We start from the raw sequence: 22,931 nt of genomic DNA, 5'->3' as shown, positions 1-22,931 counted from the left end.
CATAGTTGTGGTTTGATTAAAGATTAGAAAAAACGATATTCGCCTTAAAGTTATCGCCAGTAACTTCTATGTTGTGGTTTGATTAAAGATTAGACAAAAGTTGGAATTACAAAAGTCCCGATAAAACTAAATACATATTCGATAAAAATAACAATACTTGAAACGATAACCAATCAAGGAAACATTGGACTTGTAAAAAAGAGTATTTATATAAGTTAGACGTATTACAGGAGTACGAAGTTGATTGGAAAGAATTTTCTAAAATAGGAGATTCTATTTTTAAATATTGTTTAATTAAAATGGATATAGGATAAGATAAATAAACAACGAACGCACAAAACTAGCAACGATAGATCTGGGCAATAGGCTTAATGGAAAGTTGGTTTTGTATTTGGGACGCTTTAGTAAATCCCAAAATAGAGCTTAATTTAATCCCAGACCCGCTGCAGTAACAGAACGTTGTGTGCTATAGTAATGAAAAAAACCGAAAACAGAAAAATGAATTTAGACACTAAAATTGCATTAATAACAGGAGCAAATACAGGAATTGGAAATGCTCTAACGGAAAAACTAATTGCTGAAAATTATTTTGTAATTGGAACATCTAGAAATGGGAAAATTGAAAGTATTAATTCTGAAAACTTATTTGTTGTAGAGTTAGATTTGACAAACCAAAAGTCGATTGAAAATGCGAACAAAATAATTAGGAATAAATTCAAGGGAATTGATATTTTAGTGAATAATGCAGGAATTGGTCCAGATTTAGGCAAACGGGAACCAGATTTAGAAAGTTTGAGATTGACTTTTGAAACGAACGTTTTCGGTCTTGTTAACTTTACTGAAACTGTTTTAGATTTCGTAAATGAAAATGGGAAAATTTTAAATATTTCCTCCATTATGGCAACATTGAATCTGATTTCAAAAATGGATTCGACAGCATATAGAATGTCGAAAGCTGCTTTAAACATGTATACAAAAACTTTATCTGCAAGATTAAAAGATAGAAACATAGATGTGAATTCAATTCATCCTGGTTGGGTAAACACAAGATTATCAAGAGAAGGCGCGCCATTAACAACAGAGTTTTCAGCAAACGGAATATTTAAACTAATAGAAACCAAAATGGAAACTGGAACTTTTTGGAACGCTGAATTACAAGAAAAAATGTTGTGGTAATAAAAAATACGGCCAAGCTACCGCCTGCATGAATTTAGTCATAGATTGAGTCAATCGGCTCACCATTATGCTGTCGGCAGAATTGATAAGCAAGGTTCTAAATGCTGTTCTCAACATTTTCCCAGCTTCTCCCGCTCTACGGAATTCGGCACCGTTCTCTCGCGTTCTATACAACGCAGGATAAGTTGCAATTCTTTTCGCATCGATACCGCCTTTTTCTCTGGCCAAATGCCCGTCTTTGGTTTTGTAAAAAGTAATATCTCCGATAGTACCTTTCAATTTGATTATACCGTTCTGTATTGCCATAATTTCTAAAATTTAAATTAATAGTTGTTTCAAATTTCCTCAATCATCCTCCTGTTGCAAAGCTTTCGATTGATTTCGAAAACAAAGATTACACTTAAACTAATAATACAGAACAAGGCATTGTTCCTTATGTCTTGCGGTGGCTTAAATGACCTTTTTAAACATAAATATCACTCAAAAAAGGAAAGGGAATATTCGCTAATCATATCATCTCACAAGAATCAACAGAGTAGCAATACAAAAGCCACTCAAAGCCTACTCAAAGTTATAGAAAGTGCATGCAAATCGAAAACAAGAGCTTGTGTATCTACCTGAAGGACATACTAGGCATTATAGGGAAGAGTTACCGGCAAAGCAAGAGTATTGCAAACAATACCTAAAGAACTAAACAAGCTTTAAAACAAATTGGCGGACATAGTCAATTTCTGCTCGTAGACTAGTATAAAACACGAACAAGTAGCATCCTTTATTATTGGACAGAAACCTTTCTTAAGTTGTTTAAATTTTATTTAACAAATAATTCCTGAAAAAAATTCGTTAATCTTATACTTTTAATACCTTAGCTCTGAAACATTATGCCTTAATTATGAAGCATCTACCAGAATGTCAACTTATTTTGAATAAACTTAAAATTGACTTGCCGGCAAATCTGTTTTATCACACTATTCACCATACTCTTGATGTATATCGATGCGCTGAAAGTATTGCGAAAGAAGAAGGCATAAGTTCTTCTGATTTAAAACTGCTTCTTGTTGCTGTCATTTATCATGATGCTGGATATCTTAAACAAAATAAAGATCACGAAGAGTTATCCTGTGCCATGGCCCGAGAACATCTATCTCTTTATAAATACACTAAAAAAGAAATTGATGTTATTTGTGCTATTATAATGGCCACAAAAATACCTCAACGACCGAAAACCCATTTAGAAGAAATCATTTGCGACGCTGACTTGAATTATTTAGGTCGTGATGATTTTTTTAGTATTGGAGAATATCTATATAATGAAATGCTTGCTTTTGGTTATATCAACAACAGGGAGCAATGGAACAAAGTTCAGTTGGATTATATGCAACAGCATAATTATTTTACAGCCACAGCTATTAAACACAACCAATCGCGAAAAAATAAAAATTTAAAAGAATTACAATCACTGATAAAAAAATATCAATAATGGGAACGAATACTAGAAAAAATATAATTGATGTAATTACGACTATTACTGGCATATTGTTTTGTGGCTTCGCACTGAAAGGATTTTTGGTGCCTAATCAGTTTTTCGATGGTGGGGTAACCGGAATCTCCTTGTTACTTCATGAATTATACCATTGGAATATAGGCTACGTAATTGTTGCAGTCAATATCCCTTTTATTATTATGGGTGCATTCCAGGTAAACAAAACGTTTGCATTAAGAACTTTGCTTGCTGTCGTAGGTCTGGCGCTTTGCCTTCATTTTATTCCCTATCCACAGATAACATCCGATAAATTGCTTGTTTCCATTTTTGGTGGTGTATTCATGGGATTAGGTGTTGGGCTGGCCATTAGAGGTGGTTGTGCACTTGATGGTATTGAAGTACTGGCTTTATATACAGGAAAACGGATCAGTTTTACGATCAGTGAAATTATATTGGGGATAAATATAATCATCTTTTTAATCGCAGCCGTGAAGTTAGGATTACCTGTAGCGCTATATTCTATTTTAACTTATTATACCGCTTCCCGTACTATCAACTTTGTCATTGAAGGAATCGAAGAATATACTGGAGTCACCATTATTTCTAGTGAAAGTAAAAAAATAAAGGAGAAACTAGTATTGGATTTAGGACGTGGTATCACAGTTTACAAAGGAGAAAGAGGCTTCATGAAAGAAAATTTTGACACAAGTCAGCCCGTAGATATCGTTTTTACCGTTGTCACGCGAATGGAATTAAAACGCCTTAAAAATATGGTAGAAGATATAGACCCTAAAGCTTTTGTCTTTACTAGTATAATTAAAGAAGCGGCTGGAGGTATCCTTAAACGCAGAGCTAGACATTAAAAAATTCTGCTATTCGACAACCTCGTAAGTAGTTACAGGTTTTTCTTTATTTTTCAAATTAAATTCACCATTGTGTTTACATATAAACGATTCCTGTGTTTGCAAATACACTTCTTCCGAAATAATAATTTGCCCTGCTTTAGCAATGGTTTGAAGACGTTGGGCAACATTGACAGCGTCACCAATTACAGTATAATCTAGCCTTCTTAACGAAACCGAACCAATATTTCCAGATACCATTTCTCCTGAATTGATGCCAATTGATATTTCGGGCTTGTATGTTTGCCCCCCTTTCAACGCTACTTCAATAGAGCTGATTTGTTCTTTGACGGCAAGTGCCACGTCTATAGCCCTGTCCAGATGGTATTCGCCCCTAAAAACCGCCATGACTGCATCTCCCATAAACTTATCGACATGCCCCCCCTGAGCGATGATTTCCTTTACGATTTTGTCAAAAATCCCATTTAACAACGCAACAACCTCATTTGCCGGAATCTTTTCAGTAATAGATGTAAATCCGCAAACGTCTATAAACATAACTGTTGCTTCCAGTAATTCGTTCTTCAGCAGACTGCTTTCAAACTCCTTATTAGTCATAAAACTTAATACATTCGAATCCACGTACATTTTTAGAATATTATTTTCCTTGATCGCTTTAATCGTTTCCCGCAATTGTTTAACATGGAGAATCGTCTTTTCCATGGTCAAGTCGAGATCATCAAAATCGACCGGCTTGATCACAAAGTCAAAAGCGCCCCTGTTCATGGCTGTCCTGATATTCTGCATATCTCCATAGGCCGACACCATAATGGCTTTCAACAAAGAGTTGGCTTCAGGCAACCTACTAAGTAAAGTAAGCCCGTCCATCACCGGCATATTAATATCACTAAGAATGATATCAAGATCAGGGTGTTCATGCACTTTCTGAAGTGCTTCCTCACCGTTTCTGGCAAAGATGAATTCGTATTTGTTTTCGCGAATTTTTCTTCTAAATTTCTGTTTGACTAGCATTTCTAAGTCTGCTTCATCATCTACTACAAGTATTTTAGCCATTATTCCAGAAGGTGTTTAAGTTTTTCTTTCAATAAATTAAAATCTAAAGGCTTGGTCAAAAAATCGTTTGCACCATTTTTATCGGCCTGTCTTCTATTTTCATCATCGCCATATGCTGTAATCATCATCACAACAGGTTCGGGTTCGTGGTAATTTAAGCGAATTTCAGACAAAAGTTCAATACCGCTCATTCCCGGCATATTAATATCTGAGAGTATTAACACGATTTGCGAATGTCCCTTTTTCATAAAATCAAGTGCTTCCTCGCCTGAAAGAGCAAAATCAAATTCAAATTCGTTCGCGCGTAATTCCTTCCTGAAACGCTGCAAGAAAAGCGGTTGTACATCTGCTTCATCATCAACTACTAATATTTTCATCATGTGTTCGTCTTAATTAATTTATCAATAGTCTTTTTCAATCATTAACATTATTAAAGATAAGATATAAAAAAGTTCCATTTATCCTAAAGGCAAGCAAATAGTAAAAATAGTGTATTCCTTTTCTTTACTATCTATAGCAATTGTTCCACCATGAGCGTTTACTATGATATCATAACTTATTGACAAGCCTAATCCCGTTCCTTCACCTGCAGGCTTTGTTGTGAAAAATGGCTCCATGATTTTGTCTTTGATATTCTCTGGTATTCCCATTCCGTTGTCTTTAACTACAATTTCAATTACCTTGCCTTTAAGGACAGTAGTGACAGTAATAAGGGGTTTATAATCCTTGCTCGCCATTTTCTGTTTATGATGAGTCGCATAAAATGCATTGGTAAACAAATTAAGCAGCACTCTCCCAATATCTTGGGGAATCACGTTTATCTTGGGTAAACTCTCCTCAAAACTGGTTAGTAACTCCGTATTAAAGCTTTTGTCTTTAGCTCGGAGTCCATGATAGGCCAAGCGCAGGTATTCATCGGCAATCACATTGATATTAGTAGGCTCTTTAACATTATTACCAACCCGACTTTGTTTCAACATTCCTTTCACGATACCGTCAGCTCTCTTGCCGTGATAATTGATTTTTTCCAGGTTTTGTTTGATGTCTTTTGCAATGGAAAGTGCTTCCTCCTTTTCTCCTTTAATCATTTCCTCTTCCATTTCGTCAATTAACTCCATGCTCACTTCTGAGAAATTATTGACGAAGTTCAACGGGTTCTGGATTTCATGCGCGATACCTGCAGTAAGTTCACCCAATGAAGCCATTTTCTCAGATTGAATGAGCTTGGATTGGGTGGATTTTAAATCTTCTATCGACTGTTTCAAAGATGCGGTACGTTCTTGAACTTGCTTTTCCAGAGTTTCATTTTGTAAGGATAAAATAGACTCTTTTTCTTTTGAAAGCTTTTGCACCCGCTCTAGACTAAGTCTTAACTCTTGACTGCGTTTACCAAAGGAATAACCTAAATATACGGCTAAAATTATCGGGTTAACCATAAAGACAAAAGGAATAAACGCTATTATATCTATCTGTAGGAAACCAATCATCTCCAATACAATTAAAGACCAATATACAAGACAAATAAAACTAGAGCTTGTAAAGAGGATACTACCTACTTTATTTTTGTTCCAGGATTTTACAGCTATTCTTATAATGGTCATATATCCAAGAATTCCCCAAACGGGACTTAAAATGTCAGGATCATATAGAAAGTAACAACCTATAGCTACGAGGCCTAAAAAACTTACAATTTTATAAACAATATCTAAAGGCTGCTCGAAAATCTTGTATAAACAATACAATGCAATAATCCAGGAAATTACAATACAAGCACCATAGCAGAATGTAATCCAAAATGGAATACCGGGATAAACACTAACCCAGATTACACCGATAACAAATAGAATTAAAAAAAATATAGATATCGCAAAGTATCCATTGATTTTTTCACTTGAAAAAAAGAGAAAAAAGGATAAGAAAATAATAAACATCAAAATAGTTATTCCTAAAGCGATATAATAGTTATTTATAAATTGTTGATGAAAATAGATCCGATTATTTTTTATAATATCTCTGGAGTTTGCATTGCTAAGTGTTGAGGCCGCAATTCTTATGAAACCATTGGTAGTAGCATATTTTGGGAATTTATATTGTGCATTCACATAGCGTACTGCCAAAATCTGTTCTTTTCCTTTTTCTAGCGGTAATTCAAGTGTTTGTTGATAAGGGTTATTGTAGATAATTTTATCTATATCTGAACTTACTTTCCCTAATTGGTGAATTAACCTCCCATCTAAATAAATTTCAGAAGCGCCTAATTGATAAATATTTAAAACAATAGCTTTGTTTAAGCTACTACCCGCTTTAATGCACATTCTAAACCAGACAATTTCACCACGGTTTGCAATTGCATTTTCACCATTAGGCATGTTTAAATTATAAGACAAAGAGGACTCCTTCCAGGATGAATCGTCAAACGAAGGGTTCGCCCATTGCATGTTATCTCCTTTTTGATAACGCCAGTTATTTTCTAAAGTCAACCATTGATTTGCTAAGTTGCTGTCAGTGACAACACATGCTTTTTCGGATTGACTGAAAGTGGCGAGCGAAAACAATAGAGTCCAAATATAAAGAATGTACTTCATGAAATTTATGAATTTAATGTTAGTGAAATAATAAATTCAGTTCCTTCGTTTTCTATTGTGTTTACTTTCAATTCGCCACCATGCGCATTGACGATATCATAGCTCATAGATAATCCTAAACCCGTTCCCTGACCTGTTGGTTTTGTAGTGAAAAAAGGTTGGAATATTTTGTCCAACACCTTTTGTGGAATACCATTACCGTTATCTATTACGCTTACTTTTACAGTATCGCCAACTTTTTTGGTGCTTACTGTAACGGTTGGTTCAAAACTGTTTACTATTTCCCCTTCGGAGATTAGGATACTTTTCTTTTTTTCATTGGTAGCATAAAACGCATTGGTAATAAGATTTAAAATCACTCTTCCTATATCCTGTGGAATAATATCGATATTACCAATGGTTTCATCATAAGTGGTTACTAAAGTCGCATTAAACGATTTGTCTTTGGCACGTAGTCCATGATATGCCAATCGTAAATACTCATCGGCTAAAGCATTGATATCAGTTGGTTCTTTGACACCAGAACTACTGCGGCTGTGTTGCAACATGCCTTTTACAATAGCATCGGCGCGTTTACCATGATGATTTATTTTATCGAGGTTTCGTTTAATGAAATCCGCAATGGCAAAGCCTTCATCTACGTCACCTTTTTTGAATTCTTCTTTCATTTCGTCAATCAACTCATTACTCACTTCACTAAAATTAGTCACAAAGTTCAACGGATTTTGAATTTCATGGGCAATACCAGCTGTTAATTCACCCAATGATGCCATTTTTTCAGATTGTATCAATTGCGATTGGGTGGATTTAAGTTCATCCAATGCTTTTTGTAGTTCGTCTTTCTGGCTTAGAAGTTCAGCAGTACGTTCTGCCACTTGAATTTCTAATTTTTCTTTTAACATTTCTGATTGTTGGAAGTCTTTTTCTCTTTCGATGGCTTTTAACTGTTCACTTTCAATGTCTTTGCGTTGTTTTCTGTTTATGAAAAACATAGCAAAAAACCAAATGATTGAAAAAGCAATTCCAGTTTCAAAATAATTACTCAATACCGTATAAAAATTAATATCGATGAATTCAGTTGAATCTTTAAGAAAATTTACAATTACAAAAGGCAGAATGGAATATATAATAGATTTAACTGGCTTAAACTCGTTTAGAGTAAGACTAAAATATAGTAAACTTATCAATATAAAATGGGCTATCCAACCTAATACCCCTTCGCTTGCATCAAAAATGATTGATGTAATCAATAGTACTATCGAAATGTAAAATCCGACAAACAAATACTTATCAATTTTAGGCAATAATATTTTGCTTTTCAATGTTTTTCTTAAAAAGAAGAAAACTATAATCAATAAAACATATTCTAAGTTCATAAGAGCAAAAATTTAATTAAAATTACATCATATAGGTAAAGTTATGCAAAATTCTGTTCCCTAGCCCTCTTTAGTCTCCATTTTCAAGTCCCCGCCATGTGCTTTCACAATATCATAACTTAAAGACAACCATAAACCAGTTCCTTGAATTACAAAAAAATTTAATGTCTGCTAAATAAACATAATTATTTATAAAAGCATTTTTACTGATATAGCATCTATTGTATTTTATTCTTCTTCTTTCACACTTTCTAAACCATACAAAATGGCAGCTACTATATCCGGTGTAAGCAAAACATCTTCTTCATTTTAATCACCATCTAATTCAGCAAAACTTTCAAAACCATCTGTTACATCTAAGATGTGTGCTAATTCTTCTTCTGTTAGTTCATCTGCAAAGATCATTTCAAATGTTACTTGCTGCATGTGGTCAGCATTTTTAATATAACTCTTAAGGTTTTTAATTCCTTTTTCAACTGCTACAATCTAGTCTTATATGTTCATACTCATTTTTATTCTCTGTTATTTAATTTGTTGATAGCGTTGTTAATTGCCGAGTATAAATGTCTAAAATTCTTATATCGGCAGAGGTTATTTTTTTCCATCATTTCAACAGCTAAAAAACCATTCTTAAATATAAACTCTTGCTGAAGACTTTTAAATAGCTATACAAATGCTTATGGTTTGTATATTTCATAGCAGAAAAACCAACCCGTGGTAAGCGACATCTTCCTTTTTAGCTACTTTACCGCTTTGACATACATTTTATAAAAAACTTAACAAAGTCCGTATAAGGCTCCGTATTGACGGAAAGAAATGGATACCCACCTACCGCCAGAAAACAGAAACAACTTTTAAGCTTCCTTAACTTACAATGAACCGAATAATTATTGACAGATACAGTCACTCCATTAGGAAATCAATAATCAAAATAAATTGCTTCCTGTTTTGAGCAAACAGAAAAGTAGACTGAAGAAAGCTAGTTAATCAATTGTGCCGTTACTATTTAAATAGCCAAAAAACATAATAAATCTGATTAATTACGCCTACTTTTATACTAGCTACATAAATAATCCAAAATTAACCATTGGCTATTCGTAAAAACAACTGCCCCTTTTTAATAAAAAAACCCCTTGAAAAAAGTTTCTTTCAAGGGGTTTTTAATTACGGTCTCCTAGCATTTATTCTCCAGGATGGTACTTTCGTTCGCTCTGTTTTTCTATATCTTCTTTGTAAAAAAGCACGTCTTTGAATTGCCCTTTTTGATACATTTCCGACTGATCATTAAAATGTTTTGATTTAGGATCACTACTATTTCCCCCAGCCAATAAAGACTTAGCTTTAACTTTATCTCCAAATTCTACTGCACAGACGAAACTATTACCGCTGTTACCATACCTTTTCTTTGTGTTTTCTTGATAAACACTTTTGTAAGCAGGTAAGCAGCCCCAAAGCGAGGAAGCTGCGCTAATAGGCAAACTACCAATAGAATCATCATAGTCAAGATTAATATCTCCTGACAATCTTTGAAAACGATTAATATCGCCCCAAGGAATTTCCCATGTTCCAAATTTAGTTTTCAGTTCCTGAACCACCATTTGTAATTGCGGAAGAAGTTGATCTGCAGAAGCATTTTGTGCAAAATTTCGAGTATTTTCCACCTGATCTAATTCCCCTTCGTTGCTGTACGTTTTTCTAATTATAGGATCTAGCTTAAAAGCCCATTCGTTAGCCAGCGTTGTAGCTACCGAATTCTCCTTTGCATAATAATCCCAATTTTTTAAAACCGCTATCGGTTCAGCCAAATCTGCATAAAGAGCATCGTCTGCTTTTATGGTTTTTTCAAAACTAGAAATTAGAACAGGAACTAACACCTCAAAAATAGAAAGTTTCATGTCATATCCATCTGCAATTACTTTGTCTAACGTGTATTTTTCGCCTTTGCTTAATAGACGAACAGCATTTATTCCTCTAAAACTTTCTCCATCAGGCGCCATGTAGGGCAAATAATTTTCCTCTTTTGGACTTTCTGAGCCAGCAACAGAGTATGGAGTAGAATTGCAATTTTGCAACCAACCATTAGAAGGATTATACAAATGAACCGTTTCGGAAATCTCATGTAAACCTTTCCATTCTGTTGCTGATGTCGTTCCATCAACCACTTTCGACCAATTTAGCTTTTTATCTCTTTTAGGAATAAAGTTACCATGCCAATAGGCAATATTTCCTTCGCTATCTGCATAAACGGTATTATTTGAGGCGTTGGCTTTTAAGTCCATTGCTTTTTTATAATCATCAAACCCTTTTGCTTTTGTTCTTACCCAGCTTTGCACGAGACCATCCATATTTCGGTTCTTAGATTTTAGACTAATCCATTTCCCATCCCGCTCAGCCATTATTGGACCGTGATTAGTAAAATAAGTTTTGAATACTTTCGGAATTAATTTTCCTTTTTGGAGGTATTTAACGGTAATTGATTTTTCAATGACAGGTAGCAATTCCGAATTGTATTCATAGAATAGTTTGTCATTTTTAGTAACAATTTTTTCCGCATACATATCGGCTACATCTACATTAGTAGAAGTGTGCATCCATCCACAATTTTCATTAAATCCTTGATATATAAAAAATTGTCCCCAAGTTACAGCTCCATAAGCACTCAGTCCTTCCTCGCTGCTCATCTGTATTTCAGGTCTGAAATAAAAAGTAGTATGGGGATTGATGTAAAGAATCGTATTTCCTGAAGCCGTTTTGGCTGGAGCCAAAGCAAAACCATTAGAACCCGTTTGCATGTCTTTTTCCCGCTCAATATAAGAGATCTTATCAGTATTACCTGAATAAAAAGATTTCAGTTCACCAGTGGTAAGATCAGCAGTGCTTATCGCTCCAATGCTTCCGTCTGTCCAAAGCAAAGGAAACCAAGGCTCAAAATGAGTCAATAAAGCAGGCTTTACTTCAGGATGTTTGTATAGATAAAAGTTAATCCCATCAGCAAAGCTGTTTAATAGTTTTTTTAACCAAGGAGCTGCTTTTTTATAATCTGCTTTTGCTTCATCAACATCTATGAGCAGGCGTATTTCCAAATCATTATACAAAACCGATTGTCCTTTGATTTCAGAGAGACGTCCGAGTTTTTCAATATAATTCATTTCAACACGCTTAAAATCATCTTCACATTGGGCATAAAGCATCCCAAAAACAGCATCAGCATCGGTTTTGCCATAGACATGTGCAATACCCCAATTGTCCCTAATAATGCTAACTTCTTGTGCTGATTTGCTAAGTCTGTTAATTTCCTTAGTACTTACGTTTTGAGAAAAAGATTGCAAAGTAAAGACGAAAAATAAAACGAGTAGCTGAATTGATTTTTTTGTAATAATAGCCATTGTATCTGTGTTTATGTTTCAGGTTATATAAAATTAATTTTTTTTACTAAATGCGAAGTCTCACACTCCTTTATTCTATTAATAAGGATATCAAAAACAGACTAGGAAACATTAGACCCACGTGAAAGTTTGCTGTTTTTAAATACCTACTAAAGTAAGCTCCTACATTAGCAACGTTCGAATTTCATCGAGTACTAATAGGACTTCGTTGTAAAGTAATCTACTTGGTTGCAATTCTAACTCCCTAGCGGTTAGCTAAAATACAGTAACAAACAATACAAACCGAATATTAGGAGCGTTTTTGCTTTTATACTACAACCAAAATATTCATTCACACGACAAATGGAATTAATCCATACCACTATTCCATTTCCTTCGGAAATTATCTAATACTTTACTTTCGCTACTATTTTTTAGTACTAACTTACTTGAATCTAATTCCAATTTTCGCTTACCAAACTTCCTTTTTCTTCGTCTTTAAACACATTGATGGAACGGGGAATTCGTTCTTGCAACTCGGCGACATGCGAAATAATTCCAACAATTCGATTCTCTTTGTAAAGGGATTGCAACGTTTCAAAAACGACAGCGACACTTTCGGGGTCTTGGGTTCCAAAACCTTCATCAATAAAAAAGAAGTTTTTATCATTCTTATTTAAGGATTGAACGCTTTCTGCCAAAGCCAAAGCCAAACATAAGGAGGCTTGAAAACCCTGACCTCCAGAAAGCGTTTTTACACTCCTCGAAGCCCCATTGTTCAGATAATCAATTATTTCAAATTCATTGGAACTATTAATCGTTAAACTCAATTGATTTTTAGTCATACGATGAAAACGGATATTGGCCACATCCGCTAAATTTTGCAAATAAATACTCGAAACATAGTTTACAAAACCACTGGCATTAAACATATTTGCCAAGGTGCCTAAGTTTGTAGAGCGCATGTTTAAAACATCAAACTGAGCTAATAATTCCGCTTTTTCTGCCAGTGCTGCATTAATTCGTTTTAAGTTTTCTTGCAGAGTGGAGAATTTCCCTAATTGGGCTTCATACGTTAATTTACCCGCTGCAACAAGAATTTTTTTCTCTTCAAACACTTTGATATCAAAAATCTGGTTCATCACTAGTTTCTCTGATTCAGCAACTGAATTCTCAGCCACTTTTAAATCAACGGCAAACTGCCTTGTTTTGCCTTTTTCCAATTCGACATCCCATATTTTATCAAGAATTGCCTGCACAGAATCAACCGAATCAAACTGATGGGTTTTAAGCAATTCAGTTATCGTTTTTTGCGTGTCCTGAACCAATTGTTCATTTGAAACGACTTGTTCCCTTATCAGTTTCAAACTGGCTTCTAAACCTGCCAATTCTTGATTTAGGACTACCATTGCATCTGATTTACTTTTATGTTCCAAAGCTATCCGATTGTTTTCGAGATGTAATTTTGTTTTTTCATCGCGTATTTCGGCAATTGCGATGTGTTCATATTGAGAAAACGAAACTACTTTTAGCCTAGATAATTCATTAGTGATAATTGCTGATTTTGATGCTATTTCGTTAGCGAAAACACCTTTGTTTGCCGTTTGGATTTTCAATTGATCAAACACTTGCTCCTGCTGTAAACGAACTTTGCTTTCTCGCATTTCAGTATCGTTTATCGTTTTTTCAACCAATTGTTGTTCTTGCTTTTTAGTTAAGAAAACAGAACTATCTTTGGGGTCAAAGTCAGCCCAGATAAATTTTACTAAATGGGCTTTATACTCCATTTCTATAGTTTCTTTTTCAAGTGAAACCACTCTTAATTGTTCGGTAGCATGTGTAATCGAAAATTCTAATTGTTCCGCTTTAGAGGCAATGTCTGCAATTTCTTTTTCCTGCTTTACTAATTTTAAAATAGTCTCTTCTATAATTGCTAATTGTTCCGATACATCTTCCGCCTGCATCACATTGGGATGTTCCAAAGATCCACACAAGGGACAGTTTTCTCCGTCGTGAATTTGCGCTGAGAAATGGGCTAATTCTTTTGAAACCAATAACTTCGTTTTGATTGCGGCTGTTGCTTTATTTTCAATCGAAAGTGCAGCTACTTCCCCATCTAAAACTGTTTTCCAGCTCTTAAACGGTAATTCCAATAAATGAAATGCAGCATTTTGAGTATCCAGATTTTCCTGGATTATCTTACTTTTATTTTGGGTTCCTTTCCATTGTGTTTTAAAGGATTCCCGGATAGTATACCAATTGCCAACTTCCATCAAAACGTTTCCATCCAGACGTTTGGACTTTAAGGTGGTCAATTCAGCTTGAAGTTTTGTCAACTCTTGTTTGAATTCTTTTTCTTTCTTTTCGGTTTCCAAAAATAATACATCGGCCTTTTTATTTTTTTCATCTATCACAGCAAGATCCAGCTGCAGTTCCAGAATTTTTTCAATAGATTCTAAATCGGTAACTTTATTTTTGGAGTTTTCTAAAGCATCAAATTGCGGTTGCAAACCATCTAGTATGATTTGATTCGTTGCTCTGTTTTGTTCTACTATTTTCTTGTTATCTTCAAACAAAAGGCATCGTTTCTTCGTCTCATCGAAACTCGTTTTTGCAGACAGCAAATTATTGAAAACGACTTTAAAAGTCTTTTCCGTGCTTTCAAACGCATCAATTTCTGCCTGTAGCGCTTCCATTTTTGGCTTCTTTTCAGTTAAAGTCAAAAGAAGGTTTTTCTTTTTTTCTAAATCTTCAAAATTTGCTTTTAATGTCGTCAGTTTTTGGAGTTCTGTTTCCGCGAATCCCAACTCTCTTTTGCTTTTTTCTAATTCTGTACCTCCTTCTGCAACCTCTATTTCTAAAGCCGCAATCGTTTCTTTCGAAATCGCTTCAAAACCTGATAAGGCCCCTTTTAATTGATCAAATTGAGTTCTGGTGGCGCTTTGTAACATTCCTACTTTAGACGCTAAGTCAAAACGCTGAAGATGAAAAATTTCTTTCATCATATCCGAACGCTCTTTGCCTTTCAAATCTAAAAACTCCTTAAACTTCCCTTGCGGAATAATAATGGTACGACGGAAATTTTCGTAGGTTAGTCCAATGATCTCTGTTGCATCAGCAGATGTCATTGGAACCCATTCCTCCCCTTTCCATTCATACGCCAACCGTTCTATTGATGTGGTTTCTTCGAAACGCTTTTTCCGCTTCCAATCGGCTACAAATTTAAATTTTCGTTCTTCAAAATTTAAGAACTCAAATTCAATATTGACTTTATCCGATTTTAAATTCAACATGTTATACGAACGCTTATCCGTCTTGTTTAAACGCTCCGTATCACCATATAAAACAAAACCAATGGCTTCCAAAACAGAAGATTTCCCAGAACCAACAGCTCCAAAAATACCGAATAAACCTGCATTAGTCAATTCTTCAAAATCAATCGTTTGTTTTTTCTGATACGAATACAAACCGGTAATACTTAACTTTAATGGCAACATAAAGGCTGTTTTTATTCGTTTTTAGCTTGACTTCCAATAATTTCATTGAACAAATCCACTAGTTCATCGTTGGGTTCCTGTTTGTGTTTTGAAATAAAATAATCCTTGAATAATCCTTGAATATCTTGGTCTAAATTTACTTTTGGAGTTTGTTGCTCCGCATTACCATCCTTCGTAACAATTGGAATTATATAGATAATCCCATCGTGACTTTCATGGATTCGTTTTAAATCCTGGGTTGCAAAAAAAGTATCGCTTACTAAAGTCAATTCGACCAGACAATAGGGGTTTTCTAACAACCATTCCACGGCATTGTCAATAGTTTCAAATCGTTTTCGATGTAAGGTCCGCCCTGATTGCAGCGGAATACCCGTATATTTTACCGGCTCATTCGGCTGTGCTTCAATTAGGACTACTTTCTTTTCCTGTCCCGCTTCCGAAAAACTATAGGACAGTGGACTGCTTGAATACACTACAGGACTTGGGTGCCCGCCTACATTCTGAAAACGATGCAAGTGCCCCAAAGCCGTATATTGGATTTGATGCGGAATGCAATCTGTGTAAACGATATCGGCATTTCCAATGCGCAATGGTTTTTCACCATCCGGTTCTTCTAAGATTTCACCTCCACGCTTTAGCATATACAAATGAGTAGTCAGGATATTAACCCCCTTCGTATCACAATATTTATCTGCTAACGATGCCCAGGAATCCTGTAATAACTGGTTCAATTGTTCCTCCTTATTTTCAGCTCCTAAATATCTTTTCAATCGCGACTCATTAGCATAAGGTGTAGTGATAATACGAATAGGAAATTCATATTGGGGCAGTTGAATTTCTAAAAAACCATTTTCTGACAGGGTAATTTCAAATCCATTTTCAATAATTACGGTTGGAATCGTAACATCCGGATTACCTACAAATAGAATTCCACATTCTCGTGCCAAAGGATTTGGCGAATCAATTCGATCAGGACTGTCGTGATTACCAGCGATTGCAACTACGGGACGTTTCCCGTTATTGGTCAATCTTTTTAAAGTCTTATATAGTAAATCAACTGCTTCCACTGGAGGATTGAAGGTGTCGAATAAATCACCTGCTACTACAACTACATCCGCATTCTGACTATCAGCAATGTCACAAATTTCATTCATCACCCTCTGTTGCTCTTCCAAACGAGAAAAATGATCCAGTTTTTTTCCTAAATGCCAATCGGCAGTATGTAATACTTTCATTCTTTACACTTATTAATATTAACTTTTATTCGTCGCTGTCTAAACATCATAATTCCTTAAGCAATATCGTAATAAAAACCTGCAAAAAAGCATCATTCTGTAAATATGATTTCGCTATTTTCAACAGATAGAATCGAGAGAAAAATTTTAATTTATACCTATGTCAAATCATTTTGTTTGTCGTTAATCCATGTCATGCAAAAAAATCAATAAAGCTTAAATTTCAGTTTTAATAAAAGCCCGATACTTAACAAAGTAATAATTTAATAATGTAACCTTTACGGAAAACCGTAATGCCATACTATTAATTAACCATACTATTGCTTTAGTAAATAAATAGTAAAAAATCTGCAAACGTCAGGATTTGGCGTCATAGTCAATTCTAGTTATAAAATAAAAAGGAACTATACTAGTTGAAGAAATTAAACCACATTTCAAAAAAAGCAATTTTTAATCGAAATCAAATATCAAGGCCAACTTTTGACTCCGGTAAAAAGCGAAACGGTGATTATCGCTCACGCTGGATTTGAAATAGGTTAAGCAGCACAGTACATCAAAAGCAATTATTTTTACAATAGCCTCTTTTTGAATTCCTTTGGTATGCATTTTATCCAAAAAGCAATAGGTACAGTATCTATTGTTCCTATATAGAATCGCTCTCTTCTAACAATCAATAGAATAAAAAAAATACGTAACTTTATTGTATAGCACATATTAGTTCCAAATCACGTATTTCTTCTCTAACTAAAAATCTTTAAACATGAAAGCACTCGTAATTTCAGGTGGCGGCAGCAAAGGAGCTTTTGCAGGAGGCATTGCAGAATATCTAATACGGGATTGTTGTACATCCTATGAATTATTTGTGGGATGTTCAACCGGCAGTTTATTAATGCCTCATTTAGCCTTAGGTAAAATTGACAAGATAAAAAGTATCTACACCTCTGTCAGACAAAAAGATATTTTCAGTCTCTGCCCTTTCATCGTCAAGAAAACTAAAAATGGTATTGAAACAAGAATCAACCACTTCAATATGATACTCACATTTTTAAAAGGCTGTCCCACCTTTGGCGAAAGTAATAATTTGAGAAAATTAATTAAGAAAAGTATCAGTCCTGAAGAATTAGAAGCCCTTAAAGAACAAAACAAAAAAGTAATATTTACGGTATCTAATATTACGGACAACAACATGGAATACATCCATACCGACGAATGCAATTACAATGACTTTTGTGATTGGGTTTGGGCATCATGCAATTACACCCCATTCATGAGTTTGCTTTCAAAAAATGGATGCCAATATGCCGATGGTGGTTTTGGTGATTTAAATCCTATTTTATGTGCCATCGAAAATGGAGCCTGTGAGATTGATGTTATTATTCTTGAGGAGGAAAATAGAGTCAGAAATAACCAGATCATCAAAAATCAATTCAGCTTACTTTTCAGAATATTGCGGTTTATGACTATTCAAAATGGCTCAAAGGATCTTATTATTGGAAAACTAGCTGGAGTGAGTAGAAAAATTGACATTAACTTTTATTATACGCCGCGTCATTTAACCGAAAACCCATTATTCTTTAACTCTGAGCAAATGACCAAATGGTGGCAGGAAGGATACGAATTTGCCAAATCTAAAAATCCGGTCCGCTACTGTCATATTCCAGAACAAAAAATTAAATAGGACTCAAAACATTCTCTTTTCTATTAATTATAGTAGGTGAAATTTTCTTGTGCGAATGAAGAACAACTACTTTAATGATAAAATAATAGAAAAGTCACTAGCGAAAAAAGCTCAACCTCCATGCTGTAAACGAGCTTTTTGATCGCAGCTACCTTCACTTCGACAACGACGTTCTTCTAAAAAAAATTTTACTTATTTGATTTAAAATAATTTCTTTTCTAGATGATAGTTTTAATAACCGTTTACTAATTCGAAACTCTTCTTTGCCAGAAACACTAAATCCCTTAACAAAACTCTTTAAATGAATTTTGTTAAGGGATTGATTCTTTTTTTAATCTAAGGAGACTTAAGCTATATTAATTACCTTCAGATTTGATAAGTAACTCCTCTAAGTATTTTCCCCAAATGGTTGGATTAGAATGGGTCCCATGTCCGCTAGTTAAATCTGTTATGGGCAACAGGATATATTTTCCTTTTTCTACCAACTCAATATTTTTTTCCATCAAACCTAACTCAGGAGGATTTACTTGATCATCTGCTGAATTAACAGCTAACAAAGGCGCTTTTATTTTTGCAAGATGCGGAGCAGGGTTATAAAACCTCGACGATTCAAATGCATAAATCATATCATTAGCATCCATAATGGATAGATACCTCTCCACAAGTTTATCTAACATGTCCTCTGCTTCCTCTCTTGTTGGTGCTGATTTTTGCCATTGCAATGGGCTACTCACCATAAACATTAATTGACCAATTGATCCAGACAGGCCTACTTTTGGTTGTGCGGTGTACTCTCCGTTTTTCCATTGAGGATCCATTTCAATAAGTTTTGCTACCATATCTCTTTGCATTCTGTTTCTTCCCGCAATTTCAACGGGTAAACTAGCTAAGGGCATGATCGCATCCATAAAGTCAGGATAGGTATAACCCCAAACCCACGATTGCATTCCGCCCATAGAAGTACCCATCACTAATCGCAGGTGATCTACATTCAAATGCTCGTTAAGCAATTTATAATTAGCAAGAACCATGTCATCATACGTATATTTTGGGAAATTCATATGCATTCCATCACTTGGCTTACTGGAATCACCATGACCGATATCATCTGTTAAAATTATAAAATACTTATTTGCATCTAATAATTGTTCCGAACCAAATAAATTACCTCCAAATTTTGAACTTAAAAATCCTTCGCCACTTCCAGTAGTTCCGTGTTTAATCAATATTGCGTTATTAACTTTCCCATCATTCCCCTTTGTTGGTTTACCAATTGTTCTATAATGAAGGTTTAATTTAGGTAGGGTTTCTCCACTTTCAAACTGAAAGTCTTCAATTACGTAATCTCCTTCAACAGGAGTTTGATACTCTTGACCAAAGGACACAACATTGATTAAACTGAAAAGGATTAAAAATGCATATAATTTTCTCATAGTAATTAGTTTTTGACTTATAATATCTCTCTTGAAATACATTGGTTTCTAGTATCCTGATGCTTGTCCGTCTTTGCGCGATTCAGATGCACCAAAGTACACTTTCTTTATTGCATCATACATTATAGCTTGATATCCTCCATAGTAGCCTCCGAATCCGACTTTATGTCCCCTGTTCATCAACTTTCTTATTTCTTCAAAATCAAAACCGCTTTCCATTAATATTTCGCCTTGACCTAATGCTAGCTCACCAGTCACAGTCGATGATCCTATATGCTCAAATCTAGGAGAATCTCCCGCTTCTTGTAAATTCATCCCAAAGTCGATCATATTCATTAAGATTTGTACGTGTCCTTGTGGTTGAAAGTCTCCTCCCATTACTCCAAAACTCATAAAGGGTATTTGATCTTTAGTCACAAAGGCAGGTATAATTGTATGAAAAGGACGTTTTTCTGGCGCAAAAGAGTTGGGCTTTCCCTCTTCTAGATCAAATAATTCCCCTCTATCTTGTAACATAAAGCCCAATTTAGGAGGAACCATTCCAGAACCCATTCCTCTATAATTACTTTGAATTAGAGAAACCATGTTTCCCTCTTTATCAGCAACGGTCATATATACGGTCCCTGTATGACTTACTTTACCAGCTTGATATGTTCCCGCATTATCGAGATCTATCAGTTCTCTTCTTTTATCGCCGTATTCCTTTGAGAGGAGTTGTTGAACGGGAACTTTAACAAAATTCATATCTGCATAATACTTGGCTCTGTCTTCAAAAACTAATTTTTTAGCTTCGTTGACAATGTGTAAATGTTTTGCACTACCAAATGGTATATCACTAAAGTCATACCCTTCAATTATATTAAGCATTTGTAGCGCTGCCATCCCCTGCCCATTTGGTGGAAGTTCCCAAACATCATACCCTCTATAATTAGTAGAAACAGGATCTACCCATTCAGAGTGATGATTCGCAAGATCTTCATAGCTAAGAAAACCACCTTGTTCCTTAATAAAACCCGAGATGATTTTAGCAATCTCTCCTTTATAAAATTCATCTCGTCCCCCTTTTGCAATTTTTCTGTACGTTTCCGCTAAAAATGGATTCCTGAATAAATCGCCCTTACCGGGTATTTTTCCACCGCTTGTATAGGTTTCTTTAACATTTGGAAACTGCTTCATATATCGGGATACAGAACCTTCTAAGTAATATGCAACTAATTCCGAAACTGGAAAACCCTCCTCAGCATACGCAATTGTAGGCGAAAGAATTTCATCCATAGTTAATTTTCCGAATTTGCTGTGCAATTCAAACCAGCCATCAACGCAACCGGGTACAGTGACAGGAAGAGGTCCAGTTGCTGGAATTTTTGTAATATTATTTTTCTTAAAATACGACATCGTTAATGTCTTTGGCGATCTTCCACTAGCGTTTAATCCATACAGTTTTTCCGTTTTAGCATCCCATACAATCGCGAAAAGGTCACCACCAACTCCACTTCCTGTGGGTTCCATCAAACCTAAGGCCGCATTTACTGCGATCGCTGCATCTACAGCAGTACCGCCTTTCTTTAAAATATCCAAACCAATTTGGGTCGCAAGTGGCTGACTTGAAGCCACCATTCCGTTTTTACCAATTACTTCTGATCGTGTAGCAAAATTTCTACCCGTAAGCCTGTCCTGGGCAAAAGACGAGATGCCCAGGAAAGCGAAAAGGATTAAAAGTCCTTTTTTCATATTAAATAATTTATTTGTTAGAAGATATCCCAGAATAATTTTGTTTCCGTTTCATCACCACCTATGTTAGAGGCAGCAGTGGTATAATTAGAAAAATTCAACTGTTGTTCATTACCCGGATACCTTAATCTATTAGGAAAACCTGAAATTGCATTTTCTGCTAATGGCAACTGTGGATAATCCAACCTTCTCATCTCTGTCCAAGTTTCAAAGGGACGATTATATAAAGCGATCCATTTTTGAAAACCAATTTTCTGCTTCCAACCACCTACAGCTGTCGAGTATGCCACTTTAGGTTGACTTAAATAGGTCTGCGCTTTTGCAGCAGATCCTCCCCAAGTAAAAATGGAATACTTTATGGCATTGTTATAATGTTCCTCAGCAGTACCAGGAATATTATAGCCACGTTCCTTTGCTTCTGCTCTTAGAAATTCAACCTCAACTAAATCAATAAGCACATTCGGAGCATCAGGTGCAGCAATACGTGCACTTGGTTTAGACATTCCTGGATAATTACTGGCACGTCCAACTACTCCACCAACATATTCTCCTACGTTATTTACTCCAAAATAACTAGGTAAACGTGGATCATCTAACTCAAGAAGTACGTCTACTAAGTCCTTTGCTGCAATGTAGTCCGTTCTATTTGCTAGAATTAATTCATCGTATAAAGGGTTATTATTGGGTGGTGAATTGTAGTATTGAATAACTGCCATTTGATTTTCAAGAGTAATTGCCTTTGAATTTGCTTGTTCAAAGAATTCTTTTGCTGCAATTCCATCGACATCGGCCAGAGTGATAGCCATTCTTAACTTAAGTGAATTTGCAAATGCTACCCACTTAGAAACATTTCCCTGGTAGATGATGTCTTCAGAAATAGAAAACCCTTTAGACGCGATGCTTAAAGCCACGATGTCTTCATCAAGTCGCTTCAACAAATCATTATAGATTATTCGTGAATCATCATAAACAGGGAAAAGATTATTATTATCTAACGCATCTGAATAAGGTACATCTCCAAATGTTTTTACAACGATATCATAAGTATAAACTTGCATTATATCTACCATTGCCAATTGGTTGGCTTGGTGGCCATCGCTTAAACTTGCATCCTTCGAAATAACCAAAGCAGACTCTCTTAAGTCATTTAAAACATCTTTGTACATTCTACTCCACCAATTTTCATTAATTGCTCGAGTAATATAATCATACTGAGCTTCTTGTTGAATAACTGCTTGCCCCCAATGCTTTACAAAATGTCTAAATACATTAGTATTCACACTTGCAGAAGCCAAACCATCAGAGAGATTTTTAACTGCATTAGTGAATAAAGCTCCCTGCGGAGCAGTGGCAGCTCTCTTTGTCTCATCATTAAAACTTGTTATGTCCTTAGTACAACCTAAACAAAGTAGGATGAAAGGTATAATTAAAATAAATATTTTTTTCATTATGTTGA

The 22,931-nt window shown here is 35.1% G+C and carries 14 protein-coding genes, 1 pseudogene and 1 CRISPR repeat array (1 of these 16 only partly in view); of the genes and pseudogenes, 4 read left to right on the top strand and 11 right to left on the bottom strand.

From position 1 onward, the window contains the following. A CRISPR array of direct repeats spans positions 1–106; the repeat unit is 36 nt; it reaches 128 nt to the left of the window's first position. Positions 107–474: 368 nt separating this feature from the next. After that, the gene (locus CXF59_RS01675) at positions 475–1,176 is read left to right on the top strand and encodes an SDR family NAD(P)-dependent oxidoreductase (protein WP_101135978.1); all 702 of its coding nucleotides are present in this window, start codon (positions 475–477) and stop codon (positions 1,174–1,176) included. A 21-nt stretch (positions 1,177–1,197) separates the two neighbouring features. Here CXF59_RS01675 and CXF59_RS01670 read toward each other — a convergent pair. After that, positions 1,198–1,482: pseudogene (locus CXF59_RS01670) on the bottom strand (hypothetical protein); the annotation flags it as partial. Positions 1,483–2,068: 586 nt separating this feature from the next. Here CXF59_RS01670 and CXF59_RS01665 point away from each other — a divergent pair. Together CXF59_RS01665 and CXF59_RS01660 are read left to right on the top strand one after the other, a co-directional pair. After that, positions 2,069–2,656 (top strand): HD domain-containing protein, encoded by a 588-nt coding sequence (locus CXF59_RS01665; RefSeq protein ID WP_101135977.1) that lies wholly within the window; start codon positions 2,069–2,071, stop codon positions 2,654–2,656. Then, positions 2,656–3,522 carry a YitT family protein gene (locus CXF59_RS01660; RefSeq protein ID WP_101135976.1) on the top strand — a complete coding sequence of 289 codons (867 nt, stop codon included), beginning with the start codon at positions 2,656–2,658 and terminating at the stop codon, positions 3,520–3,522. Before CXF59_RS01665 ends, CXF59_RS01660 begins: the two co-directional genes overlap by 1 nt. 9 nt (positions 3,523–3,531) lie before the next feature. Here the strand turns inward: CXF59_RS01660 and CXF59_RS01655 are convergent, their stop codons facing one another. The 7 genes from CXF59_RS01655 to CXF59_RS01620 all read right to left on the bottom strand — a co-directional run bounded on the left by CXF59_RS01655 (position 3,532) and on the right by CXF59_RS01620 (position 16,633). Further along, a complete protein-coding gene (locus tag CXF59_RS01655; RefSeq protein WP_198554614.1) occupies positions 3,532–4,575 on the bottom strand; it encodes an adenylate/guanylate cyclase domain-containing protein in 1,044 nt (347 codons plus the stop codon). Continuing rightward, positions 4,575–4,955, bottom strand: a complete 381-nt coding sequence (locus CXF59_RS01650) for a response regulator (RefSeq protein ID WP_232758571.1) — start codon at positions 4,953–4,955, stop codon at positions 4,575–4,577. Before CXF59_RS01650 ends, CXF59_RS01655 begins: the two co-directional genes overlap by 1 nt. 78 nt (positions 4,956–5,033) lie before the next feature. Continuing rightward, positions 5,034–7,160: an ATP-binding protein gene (locus tag CXF59_RS15170; RefSeq protein WP_232758569.1), complete on the bottom strand. Its 2,127-nt coding sequence runs from the start codon at positions 7,158–7,160 to the stop codon at positions 5,034–5,036. A 5-nt stretch (positions 7,161–7,165) separates the two neighbouring features. Beyond that, positions 7,166–8,536 (bottom strand): ATP-binding protein, encoded by a 1,371-nt coding sequence (locus CXF59_RS01640; protein WP_101135974.1) that lies wholly within the window; start codon positions 8,534–8,536, stop codon positions 7,166–7,168. A 1,181-nt stretch (positions 8,537–9,717) separates the two neighbouring features. Further along, complete coding sequence (locus CXF59_RS01630; RefSeq protein ID WP_101135973.1) at positions 9,718–11,922, bottom strand: penicillin acylase family protein; 2,205 nt, start codon at positions 11,920–11,922, stop codon at positions 9,718–9,720. Between the two features lie 434 nt (positions 11,923–12,356). Beyond that, on the bottom strand, positions 12,357–15,398 hold the full coding sequence (locus CXF59_RS01625) for an AAA family ATPase (RefSeq protein WP_101135972.1): 3,042 nt from the start codon (positions 15,396–15,398) through the stop codon (positions 12,357–12,359). 11 nt (positions 15,399–15,409) lie between these two features. Beyond that, a complete protein-coding gene (locus tag CXF59_RS01620) occupies positions 15,410–16,633 on the bottom strand; it encodes an exonuclease subunit SbcD (RefSeq protein ID WP_101135971.1) in 1,224 nt (407 codons plus the stop codon). A gap of 760 nt (positions 16,634–17,393) precedes the next feature. On the opposite strand from CXF59_RS01620, the gene CXF59_RS01615 reads away from it, so the two are divergent. Continuing rightward, positions 17,394–18,311 carry a patatin-like phospholipase family protein gene (locus tag CXF59_RS01615; protein ID WP_101135970.1) on the top strand — a complete coding sequence of 306 codons (918 nt, stop codon included), beginning with the start codon at positions 17,394–17,396 and terminating at the stop codon, positions 18,309–18,311. A gap of 356 nt (positions 18,312–18,667) precedes the next feature. Here CXF59_RS01615 and CXF59_RS01610 read toward each other — a convergent pair whose 3' ends face one another. Genes CXF59_RS01610 through CXF59_RS01600 form a run of 3 tightly spaced genes read right to left on the bottom strand, consistent with a single transcriptional unit; the run spans position 18,668 to position 22,923 of the window. Further along, positions 18,668–19,744, bottom strand: coding sequence for an alpha/beta fold hydrolase (locus tag CXF59_RS01610; RefSeq protein ID WP_101135969.1), 1,077 nt, complete (start codon positions 19,742–19,744; stop codon positions 18,668–18,670). 48 nt (positions 19,745–19,792) lie between these two features. Continuing rightward, positions 19,793–21,475 (bottom strand): gamma-glutamyltransferase, encoded by a 1,683-nt coding sequence (ggt, locus tag CXF59_RS01605; protein WP_101135968.1) that lies wholly within the window; start codon positions 21,473–21,475, stop codon positions 19,793–19,795. 17 nt (positions 21,476–21,492) lie between these two features. Beyond that, the gene (locus CXF59_RS01600; RefSeq protein ID WP_101135967.1) at positions 21,493–22,923 is read right to left on the bottom strand and encodes a SusD/RagB family nutrient-binding outer membrane lipoprotein; all 1,431 of its coding nucleotides are present in this window, start codon (positions 22,921–22,923) and stop codon (positions 21,493–21,495) included. Positions 22,924–22,931 lie beyond the last annotated feature (8 nt).

The sequence above is a fragment of the Flavobacterium sp. ALD4 genome (assembly GCF_002836475.1).
Classification (GTDB): Bacteria; Bacteroidota; Bacteroidia; order Flavobacteriales; family Flavobacteriaceae; genus Flavobacterium.
This window is presented reverse-complemented; position numbering and strand designations above follow the sequence as displayed.